This window comes from Sphingobium naphthae (assembly GCF_043589935.1).
Classification (GTDB): domain Bacteria; phylum Pseudomonadota; class Alphaproteobacteria; order Sphingomonadales; family Sphingomonadaceae; genus Sphingobium; species Sphingobium naphthae_A.
Map to the genome: position 1 here is coordinate 2,399,269 of NZ_CP171454.1, position 17,170 is coordinate 2,416,438.

Below are 17,170 nucleotides of genomic sequence, written 5' to 3' on the forward strand. Positions count from 1 at the left end.
TTGCTGTCGGACTTGCGGCCCTGCCCGCCTGCCGCTAGGTTCCTGTTTCGTTCCCAAGCAAGGATTTCTGATGGACCTTTCGGCCGCCCTTCTCCTCCTCGTCGCGCTGCTGATCGGGCTTGCCGTCGGCTGGTGGCTACGCACGCGCTCGGTCGCGCCTTTGATGGCGGAGAAGGCCGACCTGACCGCGAAGCTCGACACCGCTGCCGCTCAGCGCAACGGCGCCATCGCCGAGCTGGCAGTGGAAAAGGAGCGCGTCGCCCAGGCCGCCAGTCAGATCGCCCGGCTCGAAGCCGCGCAGGTCGCCGCCGACCAGCGCCTGGGCGAGGTGCAGGCCGCCGCCGCCCAGCGCCTCGAAGCGGTCCAGGCCGAACGCGAAGTCGCGCTGCGCGACCTCGCCGCGCTCCAGTCTGACATCCAGGCCCGTACTCGTGCCTTCGAACAGCAGATCGCTGCGCTTAAAGACGCCAAGGACCAGCTGTCCGCCCAGTTCAGCGAGATTGGCGGCCGCCTGCTCGAATCTGCCCAGACCCAGTTCCTTACCCGCGCCGATCAGCGCTTCGCCCAGGCCCATGAAAAGAGCGAGGCGCAGCTGCGGACCCTGCTCAATCCGGTCGAAACCACGCTCAAGCGCTATGAAGAGGGGCTGGCCCGGGTCGAGAAGGATCGGGTCGGCAGCTATGCCGAACTGCGCGAGGCGATCGCCATGGTCCATGCGGGGCAAGGACAGGTGCGCGAGGAAACGGCCAAGCTGGTTAATGCGCTGCGCGCCGCGCCCAAGACCAGGGGGCGCTGGGGCGAACAGCAGTTCAAGAACCTCATCGAAACCGCCGGCCTCTCACCCTTCGTCGACTTCCAGGAAGAAGTGTCGGTGACGGTGGAGGATGGCCGGCTGCGGCCGGACTTCATCATCCGCCTGCCGGGCGACCAGCAGCTGGTGGTCGACGTCAAATGCTCGCTCGAAGCTTATCTCAACGCCGTCGACCAGGTCGATGGCGCGTTGCGCGAACGCTATCTCGCCGACCATGCCCGCGCCGTGCGCACCCATGCCGACGCGCTCGGCCGCAAGGCCTATTGGGAGCAGTTCGCCAAGGCGCCCGACTTCGTCATCATGTATGTCCCCGGCGACAATTTCGTCACCGCCGCGCTGGAAGCGGATATGGAGCTGTGGGAGCGCGCCGCGCGCAACCGCGTCATCATCTGCGGCCCGGCCACCTTCCTGCCGCTCGCCCGTACGCTGGCGGGCCATTGGCGCCAGGCCAAGATGCAGGAACAGGCGCAGCAGGTGGGCCAGCTCGGCAAGGAGCTGTATGAACGGCTGGCGGTCGCCGCGACGCACCTCAAGCGGCTCGGCACTGGCCTCAACAGCGCCGTGTCCAATTACAACAGCTTCATCGGCAGCTTCGAAACCCGTGTCCTCTCCACCGGTCGCAAGTTCCGCGATCTGGACATCGAAACGGGCGGCAAGGAGATCGAGCCGGTCGAGCCGCTCGACGTCCTGGCGCGCGACGTTCAGGCCGACGAAGCCCGCGCCCTGCCGGCGGCGGAATAAGGCTCGGCCGCGCCTTCATCTGGGGGGGGGGGCGCCAGCCCCGCCGCATGCATGGCTGATCAGAAGATGCCGAGGAACTTCTTGTCCTGGCTCTTCTTCTCCGCCTTGCTGCCCTTGCCTTCCTCATCCTTGGCGGTGGTGCCGCGGCCGACATCGTCGCGCGGTTTGCCGCCCTTGGTGCGCTGCGCCTGCGCGTTGGCGCCGGCGAGCACCGGGCCACAGGCCGCGCCCTTGGCGTCGCCCACGTCGACAAAGGCCAGCACTGCCGCCAGTGGCGTCGCAGCAATGCCCAGCGCAGCTGCCGCGCCGCCCCGCGCGATCAGTTCGGGGCTGATGACGTTGATGCCGGGCTTGGCGAAATAGCCGGTGATGCCGACCGGGGACTGGCCGGAAAACAGACTGATTTTCTTGCCGTCGGCGCGGAAGGCCAGGTCCAGGCTCTCGTTGCGGAAGGAAAAGCCGCCGCGTCCGGTCATGACATTCTTCTTCGTGTCTATGAGGATCGGGTCCGCCGCCGCCACGCCGTTGCGCACGGTGAAGGCGATGAGACCGCAGTTGATCTGCACCGGCTCCTTCAGCTTGTCCTCGAACATCTTGGTGATGAAGGTGCCGATGTCGATCTCCGACAATTGCACATTACGCGCCCACATGGTGCCAGCGGGCAGTACGACCGCGATCCGGCCGTTGGAGGTGGACAGCGATTCATGCAGCGTTTCGCCCAGGCCCGTCATCTGCACCCGCGCCTTGATGGTGCCGCTCGTGCCCGATTCCTCCACGCCCCAGCGGGCCAGCAGCTTGCCCATGGGCGTGGGCGCGAGGCGAATGTCGTAGCGCGTGCGCACCGGCTGGTTGCGGGCGTTGATCTCTATGTCGGACGCGACATGCCCGCCCGACATGTCGAAGGTGAGCGGCGACAGCGTCAGCAGGCTATGGTCCAGCTTCACCGTCACCGCGGCGTTGGAAATGGGGACGTTGGGAGCGCGGATCGCCTTGACGCTGTAGCGCACATTGGCGTCGAAATTGCGGATCGCCTCGATCCGCAGCGGCGCGTCGGGCAGGATGCGGGGCGTGCCGCCCACCTGCCGCACCGCGCCATCGCCGCCCTGGGCGTCGAGCCGCTGCGGATCATAGCCGATGAACGGCCCCACATCGATGATGTCCAGGCTCTGCGTGGCGAGGTCCGCCTTGAGCAGCAGGCGATCGTCGGGCAGCGACACGGTCATGCGCCCGGCCAGGTCGCTGTCGCCAAAGCGTCCCTTCAAATGGGTGAAGCGCCATTCTTTCCCCGCCTTGGTCAGGGCGGAGGTAAAGCGATAGCGCCGGGTATCGGGAATGGCGACGCCCAGAAAATCGAATAACAGGCTGAGATTGGGGCCGGTTGTGACCAGCCGCAGGTCGCTGCCTTCGAATTCGGTGGCGCCGGGCAGGGTGCCGGTCACCTCCAGCACGGTCGCGCCTGATGTCGCTCGCGCCGCCAGCCGGTTGGCGCCGCCCGTCACCGTTTCATTGGGGGACAGCAGCCCGCCCTTCAGCGCAAAGGGATGGCCGCGCATCATGCCCTCGCCGGTGAAGCGCAGGTCGCTGGCGAAGCGGGTATCCTGCGCGCGCACGGTGTCGAACGCGATGTCGGTCGACAATTGCATGCGCGGATCGCGATAGCGCATCGTCGTCCCCGCCAGCAGCGCGCGGCGCACCAGCGGCAGGTCGAGCGGCTCGCCCTTGGCGTCGGGATCGCCGAAGGTCCAGCTGTTGCTCTTGCCATCGCGCGACCATTCCAGGTCCGCCGCCGCGTTGCGCAGCTCCAGCCACTTGATCCGGTAGCGGTCCCCGAAGATCAGGCTGAGCGGCGACAGGCGCATGTCGATCAGGTCGGCGCGGAACACGTCGGGCAGGCTGGCCCACGGCGTGTTGGCGACGCTCATGTCCTGCGCCAGGAACTTGATGGTGACCGGTGCGAAATAGAGCTGAAAGTCGCCGCCCACCCGCACCTGCCGTTCGATCCTGTTGCTGGCGATCGACTCGAACGGACCCTTCAGGAACCGGCCCTTGGTGATGAAGAGGACCAGCCAGATCGCGAACAGAATGCCAATGACCCACAGGATGATCCGCGCCGGCAGCGGCAGCCGCCGCCAGCGTGCGCGGGCGTTGCGGGCATGCGCGCGCCAGCGCGCGGACGCGGTGGGGGTGGGGGAGGGTTCGACATCGGCCATGGTGGCATCAACAACGCCGCGTGGCGGCTTTTGGCTCCGAATCGCTTGCTTTGCCCCGCGCATGCGACTATGGCGCGCCCTTCGCGATATTTCGGAAGGACCGCCCGGCTAACGAGGGCTGCCGTGGCTGTCCGTAATCGTCGCGCTGAACAAGGAGACGAAAATGCCCAAGATGAAGACCAAGAGCGGTGTGAAGAAGCGCTTCAAGTTCACCGCCACCGGCAAGGTCAAGCACGGCGTCGCTGGCAAGCGTCACCGCCTGATCAGCCACAATGCGAAATATATCCGTCAGAACCGCGGCACCAGCGTGCTGTCGGATTCCGATGCCGGTCATGTGCGCCTCTGGGCGCCCTACGGCCTGAAGTAAGGAGGTTCTGACCCATGGCACGTGTCAAGCGTGGTACGACCACGAAGGCGAAGCATAAGCGGATTCTGGATCAGGCGAAGGGCTATTATGGCCGTCGCAAGAACACCATCCGCATCGCGCGCCAGGCCGTCGAAAAGGCCGGCCAGTACGCCTATCGCGACCGCAAGGTGAAGAAGCGGACCTTCCGTGGTCTGTGGATTCAGCGCATCAACGCCGGCGTTCGCGCCGAAGGCCTGACCTATTCGCAGTTCATGCACGGCCTCAAGCTGGCCGGCGTGGAGCTGGACCGCAAGGTTCTGGCCGACATCGCGATGCATGAAGGCGAGGCGTTCAGCGCCATCATCGCCCAGGCCAAGGCCGCGCTGCCCGCCGCCTGAGCGGTTTGATCGCAGGATCGTCGAAAGGGGCGCCGGGGCAGATGCTTCCGGCGCCCTTTTCTGTCTAGCCTGATCCAATTGCTCCGAACGCCCTCCCAAGGGCTGTTCGCTTCGAGCCGATGCCGCATTGCCATGGCTTCTCCAGCCAAGGATTTTGTGCCGAGGAACTTCAATGGAAGAAATCAGCGCGATTGCTAGGCACGCCGATGGCTACGGTGTCCATAGGAGCGAACTGCCGCTCGATGGCGTCGGGGTTGCACTGGCCCATTTCATCGAGCAACGTTGCCGCCGTCGTCCCAAAGCCGTGCGCCGTCATCTCCTCCTGGCCGAAGCCAAGGGCGCTTGCATGCCGAGCTAGGTGATCTAGTCACGTGAATCCGAAGTTCGACTCATTGTTTTTTGGCAGAAGCGTTTGACCGAGGCGAGGATTTCGTCGGCGGATTTGACCCATTTATAGGGTTTGGGATTTTCATTATGCGCCGCGATGAAGGCGGCGATGTCGGCTTCGAGTTCAGCCGTGGAGCGATGGACGCCGCGTTGCAGCTGCTTGCGCGTCAGTTCTGCAAACCACCGTTCGACCTGATTGATCCAGGACGCCGATGTTGGCGTAAAGTGAACATGCCAATGCGGGCGGCGCGCCAGCCAGGCCTTGATCTTCGGCGTCTTGTGGGTGGCGTAGTTGTCCATCACGAGGTGGACGTCCGGACCCTCGGGCATCGCGGCGTCGATCCGCTTGAGAAAGTCGAGGAACTCAGTTGCCCGATGCCGTTTGTAGCACTTGCCGATCACGGCGCCGGTAGCGATGTCGAGTGCGGCGAACAGGGATGTCGTGCCATTGCGGATATAGGTATGGGTTCGCCGCTCAGGCACGCCCGGTGCCATCGGCAAAACCGGTTGCTCGCGATCCAGCGCCTGGATCTGGGATTTTTCGTCCACACACAGCACGACTGCCCGGTTCGGCGGAGACATGTAGAGGCCGACAATGTCCTGGACCTTGTCGACGAACAACGGGTCCGTGGACAGCTTGAACGTCTCGGACCGGTGAGGTTGCAGGCCAAACGCAGACCAGATCCGGCGGATGGTGGTGTGCGACAGCCCCGTTTCGGCTGCCATGGAACGGATCGACCAATGCGTGGCATCCTTCGGAGTGGTGTTCAGCGTGCGCTCGATCACCTGTGAGGATCAGCGTGCAATAGGCACCCCCTTCGTGGGGTGATCGGCGTGCAAAAAGGACCCCTTCATCCCGGGGATTTAGTCGGCCGACTGGTTTTGATCAGTTGGCGAGAACGGGATGTTGATCGTGGAGACAGTGGTTCGGATTCGGCGTGAGCATGCAGCGGGTAAGGCGATCAAGGCGATCGCTCGTGACCTTCGTTTGTCGCGGAAGGTCGTCCGCAAAGCGATCCGGTCGCCGGAGGCGGCGTTCAACTATCAGCGCAAAGTCCAGCCGCTGCCGCGGATCGGTCCTTATCAGGATCGTCTCGATGCGCTGCTTGAGGAGAACGAAGGTCGCGGCCGCCGCGATCGGCTACGGATGACGCGTATCCATGACCTGCTGGTGCGCGAGGGGTTCGATGGATCCTATGATGCGGTGCGCCGCTATGCGGCGCGCTGGCGTGCTGCGCGGCGGAAGGATGCTGGCGAAGGCGCACCGGCGTTCATCCCGATGACCTTCCAGCCGGGTGAGGCCTACCAGTTCGACTGGAGCCACGAGGATGTGGAGATCGCCGGCAAGCCGATGCGGGTGAAGGTGGCGCATATGCGTCTCTGCGACTCGCGCGCACCCTATGTCCGGGCCTATCCGCGCGAGGGCCAGGAGATGCTGTTCGATGCCCATGCCCGGGCGTTCGCGTTCTTCGGCGGTGTGCCGCGACGCGGTATCTACGATAATATGAAGACGGCGGTGACGGCCGTGTTCACCGGCAAGGAGCGTGTGTTCAACCGCCGCTTCCTGATCATGACCGATCATTACATGGTCGAGCCGACCGCCTGCTCGCCGGCGGCGGGATGGGAGAAGGGCCAGGTCGAGCAGCAGGTCCAGACAATCCGAGGCCGCTTCTTCCAGCCGCGGCTCCGGTTCGCCAGCCTGGCCGAGCTCAACGGGTGGCTGGAGGCCGAGTGCCGGCGCTGGGCCGAGCATCATGCCCATCCCGAACGCGGGGATATTACCGTCGCCGAGGCGCTGGATATGGAGCGACCGGCCCTGCAGCCGATCCTGGCACCGTTCGACGGCTTCCATGAGAGCGAGCATGCCGTCACCGGCACCTGCCTCATCAGCTTCGATCGCAACCGCTACTCGGTCATGTCGACGGCCGCACGCCGGACCGTTCAGGTGCGCTCCTATGCCGATCGCATCGTCATACGCTGCGGCGATGCGATCGTCGGGGAGCATGAGCGCCACTTCGGTCGGAACCGCACGATATACGATCCCTGGCATTATCTGCCGGTCCTCGCGCACAAGCCCGGCGCGCTGCGTAACGGCGCACCGTTCCAGGACTGGGATCTGCCGCCCGCCCTGCACCGATTACGGCGAAGGCTCGGCACCGGGGACGAGGCCGATCGCAGGTTCGTGCGGGTCCTCTCGGCGGTGCTCACCGATGGCCTGGAGCCGGTAGAGGCTGCCGTGCGCGAAGCGTTGGCGAACGGAACGGCCAGCGACGAGCTGATCCTCAACATCCTCTCCCGGCGCCGCGAGCCGGCGACACCCCACAGCATCGTCACTTCGGAAGACCGGATGCTGCAGCATCCTCCGCTCGCCGACTGTGCCCGCTATGATCTGCTGCGAGGCTATGATGCAGCGGCATGATATGATCGACACGATGCGCGGCCTCGGACTCAAGGGCATGGCGGCGGCGTTCGACGAGGCGGTCACCACCGGCCTCCAGCGCAAGCGCACCACCATGGAGATACTGACCGACCTGCTCCGTGCTGAGGCGACCCACCGGGATGCAGCCTCCATCCGCTATCGGATGACGGCTGCGAGGCTGCCCGTGGTGAAGGACCTGGAGCGGTTCAGCTTCGAGGGCACACCGATCAATGAGGAGATGATCCGCTCCCTTCACGATGGCTCCTTCCTCCCGCCTCGCCGCAATATCGTGCTGGTCGGCGGCACGGGGACAGGCAAGACCCACCTCGCCATCGCGATCACCGCCAATGTCGTGCGAAGGGGCGCTCGCGCCCGCTACTTCAACACCGTCGATCTGGTGACACGCCTCGAAGAGGAGACCCGGATCGGCAAAGGCGGGACCCTGGCGGCGCAGCTGTCGCGGCTCGACCTGATCGTTCTCGACGAGCTCGGTTATCTGCCGTTCGCCCGCTCGGGAGGGCAGTTGCTGTTCCACCTCATCAGCAAGCTTTATGAGCGGACCAGCGTCATCATCACCACGAACCTCGCCTTCGGCGAATGGCCGACCGTGTTCGGCGATCCCAAGATGACCACGGCGCTGCTCGACCGCGTCACCCACCACTGCGATATCGTCGAGACGGGCAACGACAGCTGGCGCTTCAAAAACCGCAGCTGACAGCCACCTTCGGCGCCTTCAAAAATCTATCTTGCGCTGCGCGCGCCTCCGGTCGGGCTACGCCCGCCCTCCGCCGCACGCAGCGCAAGGCCATCTTCAACAAACCAGCATCATATTATCTGAAAAGGGGGTCCCTCTTCGACGCCGATCGGGGGTCCCTTTTGAACGCCGTTTGACATACTCCCGGAACGACTCTTCCATCTCGCCTCTGGCAAGGCGCGACTGAATGGCCTGAATTTCCTCCCGTTCGCTCGCGTCGGGAACGATGACCCGGATGCCGGCTGCGGCGAGCGGGCCAGCAAAGAAATCGTCCTCCATGGTGAATTTCGTGCCGAGCAAAAGGACCGAACCAACTGCCTCGCGGATCAGATGATCGCGAGTCAGCGTGACCGCGTGAAAAAACGGCAATGGGGCAATTCTTCGGCAACCGCGTCATAAGCTTTATGAAGCGTATTGTTCGCCAGCATCCAGCAGTCGGGACGGAACGACAGGAGTTGGTCGATCTCCGACTTGAGCAACGGGGGAATCTCCGCCCATCGATCCCAGTAGCGGCTTTTTATGTCGTGATAGTCGATGCTGTAGAGAAGTATGCGTGCGGAGTGGTGACCGCCAAGGCGACGCTGCACCTCCTGATTGATCATCCGGTAGGGAAGGCCGGTCGAGGGCCAGCTTGTTCCGCCCAGGATCCCGATCAGCTTCATGGTCATGCGCCCGCTCCTTATTCCAGTGACCAGCGCTATCGGGCACTATCAGCCCATTAGCCCTTATCGGCAAAGATCATGCGCGGCCCACCGGGGATGTCTGCAGGGGGAGCATCCGAACACCTCTTGAAAGCCGTTTTTTCCGAACCAAATTGCATGCCGCCGGATGCCGGCACGGATCCGGCATGGAGAGCGTCCGCTCTCTCGGACGCATCTTCATAGACCTTGTTGCTCAAAGGAGGACTTGGATATGAGGACCAACTATGACTTCACGCCGTTCCGGCGCTCCACAGTCGGCTTCGACCGGCTGTTCGATCTGCTGGAGAACGGTTTTACTTCGCAGATAGGCGATGGCTATCCGCCGTTCGACCTCGTTCGCGACGGCGAGGACCGCTACCGGATCAACATGGCGGTGGCGGGCTTCCGCCCCGAGGAGATCGACGTGACCGCCCAGCAGAACATGCTGATCGTCACCGGCCGCAAGAAGGACAGCGACGATGCGCGCTACATTCACCGCGGTATCGCCGCTCGCGACTTCGAGCGACGCTTCGCCCTGGCGGATTATGTCGAGGTGAAGAATGCCGCGCTCGCCGACGGCATGCTCTCGATCGAGCTGGTACGCGAGATCCCCGAGGCGATGAAGCCACGCAGGATCGCGGTAGTGTCTCAGTTTGAATTTAACGCGCGCTTTTTATAGGGGCCGCGCTTTGCGGGGGTGTGAGCCATTGCATCAATCTTAGCAACAACGTCATCCAGCGACCACAGGCGATCAGTGACGCCAGCAGCCATCGCGGGCGACATGCGTAGCGTTTTGTGAACGCGGGTGAAGTTGTAGAACACGAAGTAGAGCGCCAACGCGTGAATATGGTTGTCCAGCTTCTTTGAGAAGGCATTAGTCAGGCGGGTGAACCGGCGCATGGACATACGCATGGTGAGGTTCTGGCGCTCGACGTAGCTGGTCGAGACGTGGGCAATGTCAGGATTGCCTTCAACGCGGACCTTCTTCGCGCCAATGCACTCAGCGGGGCTGTAGCGGCCCGGCGCGGCAATCGTGGGGCCGTAGAGCTTCACGAGCTGGGCAAAGTCCACGTCCGCGCCGAAAGCGACTTCCACGGCTTCCAGATAGGCGCGATGCCCGTCCGTGGTGAGTTGGACGCGATTGGCGAGCCGACCGCGCAGATCATCCATGAGATACATAGCATCCTCGCCCGAACGATTGCCGACATGGTAGGCGACGATCAACTTCGTATCGGCGTCAATCGCGGTCCACGTCCATACGTCGCCAGCGCCTTCCGGCGCAGCCTTCGCCGTGGCGACGTTCTTTTCCTTGGCATGGCAGAACGACCAGATTTCATCGCACTGGATACGCGATGCCTTCACATTGCGGACCATCTCATCATGGATAGCAAGGCAGGCTTCCCCGGCTTCCACCAGCAGCTTTGAAACCGTGTTGATCGACACGTCCGCAACGCGGCTGATCGAGCGCATGGACGAGCCTTCGCAGAGCATTGCAAGGATTTGGGTGCGCTTGGCGTGAGGAAGTTTGTTCATATGAATTTCATACTGAACTTATTGCAAATTTGCAAGCATATTTCACCCTTTTCAACCGTCACTTCCCTTAGTATGCACCTTACTAAGAGAAGTAAGGGTATTTATATGGCAAAGCAGACGATGACCGAGGATGATTGGCGAGCGAAGCGTTTTGAGGCGTCGGAGCTATTCACGCCGTCTGCCCCGATCACCCTGGCTGATATGTTCGCCGGGCGTCGTGAACAGATAATAAAGCTACTTGATGTGATTGGAGAACGCGGTCGCCACGCCATTATTTATGGCGAACCGGGCGTTGGTAAAACCTCCATATCCCAAATTATCAAACTAATGGTGCCGGTTCGAACCTCTGTAGTGCGTTATATTAGAAAGGCAGCATTCTCATCAGATACATTTTCATCAATATGGATGGAAGTTTTTAGAGAAATAAAGTTCATCGCAGATACTGACGATGGCCAGAGAATGCACACTGTATCTGACCTTTATTCAGAAGGGGTTAAGCCATCAGATGTCGTGCGTGAATTATCATTATTTAATGATAATGATATTCCTATTATCGTAATAGATGAGTTTAATCTTGTTCAAGACAAAGATACATCACGATTGATGGCAGAAACTGTCAAGGCTTTATCGGATGATGGCATCAAAGCCACCGTCATTATAGTCGGCATCAGTGATAGCGTTGCCGATCTCATTGAAGGCCATCAATCCATAACTCGGTGCACAGAGGAGGTGCTTATGCCCCGCATGGACACCGAAGAAACCAGAGACATTGTGGAAGGTCGCATTCGGCAACTGGGAATGACGATTGAAGGCGATGCGAAATGGAAGATCATCAATCTCACCAAAGGCTTGCCAGCCTTTGCTCATGGCTTAGGCCGGGAAGCTGTTCTATCTGCGATAAATCGCAGGTCGCTAAGAATTAGTGAGGCCGATGCAGACGCCGCAATTGATGCTGTCGTGAATAGTAACCAAAATAGCCTAAAGACAGAATATCAAGTGGCTACTCACAGCAATCATGCACGTGCAAGATATAGACAGATTCTAATGGCGTGTGCGATGGCGCAGTCTGATGAGGTAGGTTACTTTACGCCGAAGGAAGTTGAAATTCCGCTGTCATCTGTTCTCAAGAAAGAGACTAAAGTTGAGTATTTTAACGATAATCTAAAAGAATTGGCGAGTGCCAAAAGAGGCAACGTGTTAACTCAACAGGGCGGCGCGCGAACCCATCGCTATCGCTTTCGCAATCCTGCGATGCAGCCTTACGTCATTATGCGCGGAATTACAGATGGTTTCCTTTCCGAGGACGCTATGAACGCTCTTTCTCAACCGGAGCAGGGGAATCTTTTTTCCACCTAGCAGATGCAGCCTTCTTCGCGATTGCGCTGCGCTCCGCTTCGTTCAGGGATCGCGCCCGCGCCTTGCCACCCTTGCTGCCAAGCTCAGCGGCGGTTGATTTGGTCGGCTCGCGATCATCCTCTTCCTCGCCTGTAGCGATCCGGGCGATCTTGATGGCGTTGCCGATCACATCGGCGGGGCGCTTCTCTCCGTGTGGGCCTTTAGGCATGGGGCGTCTCGTTTTGCATACCGCTAAGCATATAGGTTTGCGGATGGGTTTGCAAAACGCGATCAAAATTCAAACTGAGACACTACCAGGATCGCGATCGGCTCGGCCGGCGACAATTCGCGGCGTATCGAGGATTCGTCCGCGAACGCAAGCAGCAAGCAGCTTGAAGCTGCCTAAGATGCACAGGGCTCGCCGTGCCGTTCGGCGCGGCGGGCCCAAGCCAGCAACCAAGGAGGTAAATCATGGCTATGCGTGATTTGATTCCGTGGCGCCGGCAGGAGACTTCGGCGCCGACTCTGTTTCGTGAGGAGGAGCGCAGTCCCCTCGTGCAGTTCCGCCGCGAGATGGACAGGCTGTTCGACGACTTCTTTCGTGCACCGCTGTTCGGCGGCAGCAATCTTCAGGGCGCCGGATGGCCGAGCCTGGAGGTAAAGGAGAGCGAGGATCAGGTGACGATTACTGCTGAACTTCCCGGCCTCAGCGAGAAGGACGTCGAGCTCACCGTCCATGACGGCGTGCTGACGCTGAGGGGCGAGAAGAAGAGCGAACACCAGGACAAGGATCGCGGCTGGTCGGAGCGCTATTACGGTCGCTTCGAGCGCTCGATTGCGTTGCCCGACGGCGCTGATGAAGCGAAGTGCGAGGCAGACTTCCGCGACGGTGTGCTGAGCGTCCGCATGCCCAGGTCGCGTGAGGCGAGCCGAGGCCGCACGATCCCGATCGGGACCAGCGTCACGCGCCACTGATCGAACGGCCCGAGCGCAACGGCCTTGCGCCGGTGCGCTCCCCTTGGCGGTTCGGAGAAGCGGAGATGGAGCCAACCCAAGTACATCGAGAAGGACATCCGGCGCCGCTCGCCGATGTAAGTGCCGCGCCGGAGCAACCGAGGCACGCCGACGAGTACCGGAGAAGCGCCGAACGCGTACGCCGGTGGGTAGCCGACGATCGCGACGAGCTCGACCGGATCGTGGTGCGCACCTGGAATTGACGGAGAGATTTCAATGATGCGGGGCGAAGCCGACTGCATCCTCGAGCCCATTGATGACGGTTCTCGCGAGGAGCTACTCGCCCTTCGAGCGCTCCCGGGCGGGTCCCGCAGGGCGCTCCCACGCAGGGGAGCAAACCTGACGCGGCCAACCGCGGGCGTGATGCGGCTCGGCGGGGCGGTCGAGGCAGCGCATGCCTCGGCCTTTCTTTTGTGCGAGGAGCAGGTCTGATGGCCGGCTTCTCGGGACGCTCTCTGCTGTTGCGGCCGACGCTGATCGTGGCGCTGACGCTCGGCTGCGGTGCCGCGGGCGGCACAGCTGCCACCCTTCTGTCGAAAGGCGTCGACGCGCATGCGGCGACGCCTTCACAGTCGATTCCGATCGATGCTGTGCCGGTCAGCCGCCTCACGCTCGCACCGCTCGTCGAGCGAGTCGCGCCGGCGGTGGTCAATATCGCGGTGCTCCAGCCCTCCCCCTGTGCGCACAATCCGCTGCTGCGCGATCCCTATTACCGCTATTTCCTCGGCGTGCCCGACGAGGCGCTGGCGCCACGCATTTCCGCGGGCTCGGGGTTCGTGGTCGATGCGGCACGGGGTCTTGTCGTCACCAACCACCACGTCGTCGCCAACGCACGCGCGATCGCGGTTGGCATTGGCGAACGCCAGGTCGAGGCCGAGCTGCTCGGCAGCGATCCGCGGACCGATATCGCGGTGCTGCGCATCCAGGCGCGCGGCCTGAAGGCACTGCCGCTAGGCGAGTCCGGACAGACGCGCGTCGGTGACTATGTGGTCGCGATCGGGAATCCCTTCGAAATGGGCCAGACGGTCACTGCCGGGATCGTCAGTGCGCTCCGATCGCCGTCCGACGGCGGGCCTCGCTACGTGCAGACCGACGCGCCGATCAACCCCGGCAACTCGGGTGGGCCGCTGATCAACATGCGCGGCGAAGCCATCGGCGTGAACAGCGCCATTATCGCGCCGGGCGGCGGCAATGTGGACATCGGTCTCGCGGTGCCGTCCGACGTCGCGCGCAGGGTGGTCGAACGGATCGCGGGGACTTCGCTGCCTGCCCGGGCCCGCTGAGCGCACCGGGACCTCGGAGCCGGGCGGATGTGGGTCGTTCCTCGATGGAAACTCTTGCTCAGGATGCTGCTCCCGAACCCGGGTATTGGCGAGCGCTGGCTGAGCTATGACCGCGATCGAAATATGCGCTGGCTGCGAAAGCTTGGTCCAGCGGCCGGGCGGCGTCGCTGATCCACCGGTCGGTCAGCGCTCCCGCGTCGGCTTGCGCGCAAACCCGCGGTCCGTGAGTTCGATGCTGCGCATGTTCACGCCCGACCCGAGAAGTTGCCGGTGCAAGCCATCGCCCAATCTGCGCACGAGCGCCGTGTCGCCGCGCGCGGCGGCAGATTCGGCCAGTCCGTCGATCAATACCGCCTGGAGGATCTCGAGCAATGGAGAGTGGCCTCGCGCTCGAAGCGGCACCCCTTTCGGCAGCGATGCCGCGTGGCGCAGCGGCGTTCATCCGGACGCGGCGGCCATGGCGGAGCGGGGCCAGACGGGCGGGTGAGTACGGCTGGACCGTGGAGTTCGCCCGCACCCGGCCACAGTCAGGGACTGGCTGACCGGCTGGACGTCGGGCAGCGAGCAGCTCGCCAATGCTGTGCTGTCGTTCCCGACGCGTGAGAGTGCCGAGCGTTACTGCAAGCGGATTGGCATCGCCTATCAGGTGCGCGATCTCCCTGCGGCACGGCACCGACCGCCAATCCGCCAGAGGTTCGAAGCCGATCTGGTCCCGCTTTGTTGCTGGCTCACCGGACCGCATGCACTGTGTTGCGGTCGGTACCCCTGCCTCGAGCCACCGTCCGACGCCAAGACCAAGTCGGCAGGGTGGCAGGCCGGGGCGCCAGCGCCAAGCTCGGGCGTGCCGCCGCAATACCTGCGAACAGCTGGGATGGTCACCACTCCGAAAGCCGTCGCGCCCGGCCCGAGTTCGGGCGACCGGGCCCATGACCAGCGTGGGAACGCTCGTCCCGCTTCGTGCTTGTCCATCCAGAGAAGATCCAACGTGCGAGCAGTGAACCGGCCGTAATCAACGGGAGCGGCGCTCGACGCTCTTGACCGTCCCCAAGCACTCGTCGCCTGGGGGCAGTCAGGTACGGCAACTTCTGTCGTGACCGGGCGATCTGAACTGATCCGCTTAACCCGGCCGACGTCGAGAACGGCCTATTGGCTCTATTGGCTGGCCCGCCGCTCGAGCCGATCGCTCGGCGGCGGGCCGGCGAATCGCTTTCAGGCAAGCGGCTCGCGTCGACTTCGAGATGTCGTGCAGCATCAATCCCTGCTTGATCGACTCGCCGCGGCCTGGAGAAGATCGCTCCACTCGGGTTGCGGCGTCAGGCCGAAGGTGTCTTCGAGAGCCTCCACAATGCCTTTCGCATCGAGGTGGCTGCGCTGCACGCGTCCGCTCGGCGAGCGGATCGTGAGCCGATTGTCCAGCAGGACGTAGCGCGCCTCGGTTGTCGTCTTCGCCACGATCAGTTGATTCCTGAAATGCGACAAGGGGTGGGTCGAGGCGAACCAGTTGAACAGCTCGTACTGGTTATCCAACATCGGTTCTGGAGAGAAATCATACAACGCCTGCCATCTGCCCGCCAGATCCGCCTGTACAAGGCTGCCAGCACCGAGGGGATGATCCGATAGCCGCCGTGCCGGGTTGCCGGGCGGGCTCGCTCGCATCGTCGTTCTGCGGCGCCAGGTGAAAACCGCGTGGCTTGAGCGCGAACCAGATCGTCGCCGCCAGCGCGATCAGCAGCGCTCCGGCCAGTACGACGATCAGGCCGCGTTTGAAGCGGATAGCCGGTGCAGGCCGTGCTCTGAGGACAAGGGTTTCGGGATCAGCCTTGGCGGAGAGGGCCGCTCCGGCGACGTCCGAGGCTGCCTCGCTCATGACCTTGGCCTCCGCTCGCCGGCGTCGTTGCCGCCAATGCGCGTGATCCGCACGACCTGCTGCTTCTTGAGCCCCAGGCGCAGTTCGGCCGCTCTGAACAGCCGATCGACGACGTAGAAGCGACCGCGCAGCCGATAGTTGACGAGTTGGACCTCGCCCTTGCCGTCGACGAGGAACAGCGGCGGCGCCTCGCCTTGGGCGAGCGATGGCGGGAATTCGATGAAGGTCTGGCGGCCGTCGTCGAAGGCACGCAGCGGCCGCCACGCCGGTCTGTGGCCGGAGATCGCATAGGCGAAATTGAGCCGGTCGATCTCCAGCGCCGAGGCGTCGGGCGCAGCGGCAGCCGCCTCGACTTCGGTGCGCCGAAGCGCGATCAGCTCCTCCTGCGGGTAGGACCAGGACAGCGCCGGCATGGCAGGTCCCGCGCTGCTCGAAAGCGCAACATGATAGGTCCTGCGATCGGTGGTGATCACCAGATTGGTCGCGAGCCCGGCCGAGAAGGGCTTCACCAGAACGTGCACCCGCTTGGCCGCGCCGGTGCCGCTGCTCGTGTCGCCGATCACCCAGCGCACGGTGTCCCCGCTCGCGACCGCGACAAGCGACTCCCCAGGCTGGAGCGCGATGTCGGTGACGCGCTCGGGAGCGGTGTAGACGCGGTAGATCGCACCCTCGGCATAAGGGAGGACGGCCATCCCATTGATGAAGTCCGTCCGGCGCGGCTCGAGCGTGGCGGCGGCGCCGGCCGAGCCGATCGCGCTCGGTGTCGCCTGCCGGTTCCTCCCCGCCGCCACGTCCAAATCATTCGACTGGGCGGCGGCGCCTTGGGTCAGAACTAATGCCAAGGGCGGAATGAGCGCGCTGATGAGCGGATGTTTCATGGCTGGGTCTCCGGTGAGGACGGCGCGGAAGCTGGCGCGCCAAGGTTGGGATCGAGCGGTGAGCCGCTCGGGACGTTGTTGCGCGGGGGTGGCGTAGGCGCGACCGCAGGCGCCGGCGGGTCAAGCTCGCGGCTCCAGTCGATCGCATCGATGTAGATGCCGAGCGGGTTGCGCCGGAGCGTCTCGGCCGTGGAGGGCGGCCGCTGCACGACGGTGAGGATGCCCGTCCATCGCGAGCTGCCGGTCTGCACGCCGCGCTCGAAAGCGGTTTCGGTCCACTTCACTTGAGACATGCGCCGCCGCCTTTAGCCGCGAACAGCCTGGACATGCGCGTCGGCCACCCGGCCGAAGGGTTGCGGGTCTCGACTCTCAAGCGAGGTTCTCACGCCTCGGCGCCACCCTCGTGGCGCGCAGTCAGACTAGCCCGAAGGCGACGATACGCAACCCGTTCCGCGCGGAATGAAAATCGTAGGTGATTCTAAACTTGGAAGCGCGGGAGCTTCATCTTGAAAGT

The 17,170-nt window shown here is 63.2% G+C and carries 21 protein-coding genes and 1 pseudogene; 10 read left to right on the forward strand and 12 right to left on the reverse strand.

Annotated elements, in window-relative coordinates; translation table 11 throughout:
- Positions 1–70: 70 nt before the first annotated feature.
- On the forward strand, positions 71–1,552 hold the full coding sequence (gene rmuC, locus ACGGKE_RS11905) for a DNA recombination protein RmuC (RefSeq protein ID WP_394438121.1): 1,482 nt from the start codon (positions 71–73) through the stop codon (positions 1,550–1,552).
- 59 nt (positions 1,553–1,611) lie between these two features.
- Here the strand turns inward: rmuC and ACGGKE_RS11910 are convergent, their stop codons facing one another.
- The gene (locus ACGGKE_RS11910) at positions 1,612–3,762 is read right to left on the reverse strand and encodes an AsmA family protein (RefSeq protein WP_394438123.1); all 2,151 of its coding nucleotides are present in this window, start codon (positions 3,760–3,762) and stop codon (positions 1,612–1,614) included.
- 163 nt (positions 3,763–3,925) lie between these two features.
- Between ACGGKE_RS11910 and rpmI the strand changes: the two genes are divergently transcribed.
- Together rpmI and rplT are read left to right on the forward strand one after the other, a co-directional pair.
- Positions 3,926–4,129, forward strand: a complete 204-nt coding sequence (rpmI, locus tag ACGGKE_RS11915) for a 50S ribosomal protein L35 (RefSeq protein WP_009823219.1) — start codon at positions 3,926–3,928, stop codon at positions 4,127–4,129.
- Between the two features lie 14 nt (positions 4,130–4,143).
- Positions 4,144–4,506 carry a 50S ribosomal protein L20 gene (rplT, locus tag ACGGKE_RS11920; protein WP_007689504.1) on the forward strand — a complete coding sequence of 121 codons (363 nt, stop codon included), beginning with the start codon at positions 4,144–4,146 and terminating at the stop codon, positions 4,504–4,506.
- A 169-nt stretch (positions 4,507–4,675) separates the two neighbouring features.
- On the opposite strand, the gene ACGGKE_RS11925 is transcribed toward rplT, so the two are convergent.
- Together ACGGKE_RS11925 and ACGGKE_RS11930 are read right to left on the reverse strand one after the other, a co-directional pair.
- Positions 4,676–4,822 carry a hypothetical protein gene (locus ACGGKE_RS11925; RefSeq protein WP_394438128.1) on the reverse strand — a complete coding sequence of 49 codons (147 nt, stop codon included), beginning with the start codon at positions 4,820–4,822 and terminating at the stop codon, positions 4,676–4,678.
- A 47-nt stretch (positions 4,823–4,869) separates the two neighbouring features.
- Positions 4,870–5,682 (reverse strand): annotated as a pseudogene (locus ACGGKE_RS11930) (IS630 family transposase); the annotation flags it as partial.
- A 115-nt stretch (positions 5,683–5,797) separates the two neighbouring features.
- Between ACGGKE_RS11930 and istA the strand changes: the two are divergent.
- Positions 5,798–7,312: an IS21 family transposase gene (gene istA, locus ACGGKE_RS11935; protein WP_021238707.1), complete on the forward strand. Its 1,515-nt coding sequence runs from the start codon at positions 5,798–5,800 to the stop codon at positions 7,310–7,312.
- Positions 7,299–8,027: an IS21-like element helper ATPase IstB gene (gene istB, locus ACGGKE_RS11940; RefSeq protein WP_031304487.1), complete on the forward strand. Its 729-nt coding sequence runs from the start codon at positions 7,299–7,301 to the stop codon at positions 8,025–8,027. The genes istA and istB overlap by 14 nt, the downstream gene beginning before the upstream one ends.
- Before the next feature lie 96 nt (positions 8,028–8,123).
- Here istB and ACGGKE_RS11945 read toward each other — a convergent pair whose 3' ends face one another.
- Positions 8,124–8,435 (reverse strand): hypothetical protein, encoded by a 312-nt coding sequence (locus ACGGKE_RS11945; protein WP_394438132.1) that lies wholly within the window; start codon positions 8,433–8,435, stop codon positions 8,124–8,126.
- Positions 8,408–8,734: an aspartate/glutamate racemase family protein gene (locus ACGGKE_RS11950; protein WP_394438134.1), complete on the reverse strand. Its 327-nt coding sequence runs from the start codon at positions 8,732–8,734 to the stop codon at positions 8,408–8,410. Before ACGGKE_RS11950 ends, ACGGKE_RS11945 begins: the two co-directional genes overlap by 28 nt.
- Before the next feature lie 244 nt (positions 8,735–8,978).
- Here ACGGKE_RS11950 and ACGGKE_RS11955 point away from each other — a divergent pair, with 244 nt between their 5' ends.
- Complete coding sequence (locus ACGGKE_RS11955) at positions 8,979–9,425, forward strand: Hsp20 family protein (protein ID WP_394438137.1); 447 nt, start codon at positions 8,979–8,981, stop codon at positions 9,423–9,425.
- On the opposite strand, the gene ACGGKE_RS11960 is transcribed toward ACGGKE_RS11955, so the two are convergent.
- Entirely contained in the window at positions 9,395–10,279 is an 885-nt protein-coding gene (locus tag ACGGKE_RS11960) for an IS1 family transposase (protein WP_394438139.1), read from the reverse strand. The two genes, ACGGKE_RS11955 and ACGGKE_RS11960, sit on opposite strands and share 31 nt — an antisense overlap.
- Positions 10,280–10,384: 105 nt before the next feature.
- Between ACGGKE_RS11960 and ACGGKE_RS11965 the strand changes: the two genes are divergently transcribed.
- Positions 10,385–11,635 carry an AAA family ATPase gene (locus ACGGKE_RS11965; protein ID WP_394438141.1) on the forward strand — a complete coding sequence of 417 codons (1,251 nt, stop codon included), beginning with the start codon at positions 10,385–10,387 and terminating at the stop codon, positions 11,633–11,635.
- On the opposite strand, the gene ACGGKE_RS11970 is transcribed toward ACGGKE_RS11965, so the two are convergent.
- A complete protein-coding gene (locus ACGGKE_RS11970; protein WP_394438143.1) occupies positions 11,586–11,843 on the reverse strand; it encodes a hypothetical protein in 258 nt (85 codons plus the stop codon). The two genes, ACGGKE_RS11965 and ACGGKE_RS11970, sit on opposite strands and share 50 nt — an antisense overlap.
- A 242-nt stretch (positions 11,844–12,085) precedes the next feature.
- Here ACGGKE_RS11970 and ACGGKE_RS11975 point away from each other — a divergent pair, with 242 nt between their 5' ends.
- Positions 12,086–12,589, forward strand: a complete 504-nt coding sequence (locus ACGGKE_RS11975) for an Hsp20/alpha crystallin family protein (protein WP_394438145.1) — start codon at positions 12,086–12,088, stop codon at positions 12,587–12,589.
- Positions 12,590–13,059: 470 nt separating this feature from the next.
- Positions 13,060–13,911: a trypsin-like peptidase domain-containing protein gene (locus tag ACGGKE_RS11980; protein ID WP_394438147.1), complete on the forward strand. Its 852-nt coding sequence runs from the start codon at positions 13,060–13,062 to the stop codon at positions 13,909–13,911.
- A gap of 183 nt (positions 13,912–14,094) precedes the next feature.
- On the opposite strand, the gene ACGGKE_RS11985 is transcribed toward ACGGKE_RS11980, so the two are convergent.
- Positions 14,095–14,283, reverse strand: coding sequence for a hypothetical protein (locus ACGGKE_RS11985; protein ID WP_394438149.1), 189 nt, complete (start codon positions 14,281–14,283; stop codon positions 14,095–14,097).
- Between the two features lie 121 nt (positions 14,284–14,404).
- On the opposite strand from ACGGKE_RS11985, the gene ACGGKE_RS11990 reads away from it, so the two are divergent.
- Complete coding sequence (locus tag ACGGKE_RS11990; protein WP_394441958.1) at positions 14,405–14,920, forward strand: NADH dehydrogenase ubiquinone Fe-S protein 4; 516 nt, start codon at positions 14,405–14,407, stop codon at positions 14,918–14,920.
- A 242-nt stretch (positions 14,921–15,162) separates the two neighbouring features.
- Here the strand turns inward: ACGGKE_RS11990 and ACGGKE_RS11995 are convergent, their stop codons facing one another.
- Genes ACGGKE_RS11995 through ACGGKE_RS12010 form a run of 4 tightly spaced genes read right to left on the reverse strand, consistent with a single transcriptional unit; the run spans position 15,163 to position 16,949 of the window.
- Positions 15,163–15,567 carry an arylamine N-acetyltransferase gene (locus tag ACGGKE_RS11995; protein ID WP_394438151.1) on the reverse strand — a complete coding sequence of 135 codons (405 nt, stop codon included), beginning with the start codon at positions 15,565–15,567 and terminating at the stop codon, positions 15,163–15,165.
- On the reverse strand, positions 15,458–15,778 hold the full coding sequence (locus ACGGKE_RS12000; RefSeq protein WP_394442096.1) for a hypothetical protein: 321 nt from the start codon (positions 15,776–15,778) through the stop codon (positions 15,458–15,460). Before ACGGKE_RS12000 ends, ACGGKE_RS11995 begins: the two co-directional genes overlap by 110 nt.
- On the reverse strand, positions 15,775–16,656 hold the full coding sequence (trbG, locus tag ACGGKE_RS12005) for a P-type conjugative transfer protein TrbG (RefSeq protein WP_394438153.1): 882 nt from the start codon (positions 16,654–16,656) through the stop codon (positions 15,775–15,777). Before trbG ends, ACGGKE_RS12000 begins: the two co-directional genes overlap by 4 nt.
- Positions 16,653–16,949 (reverse strand): VirB8/TrbF family protein, encoded by a 297-nt coding sequence (locus ACGGKE_RS12010; protein ID WP_394438155.1) that lies wholly within the window; start codon positions 16,947–16,949, stop codon positions 16,653–16,655. Before ACGGKE_RS12010 ends, trbG begins: the two co-directional genes overlap by 4 nt.
- Positions 16,950–17,170 lie beyond the last annotated feature (221 nt).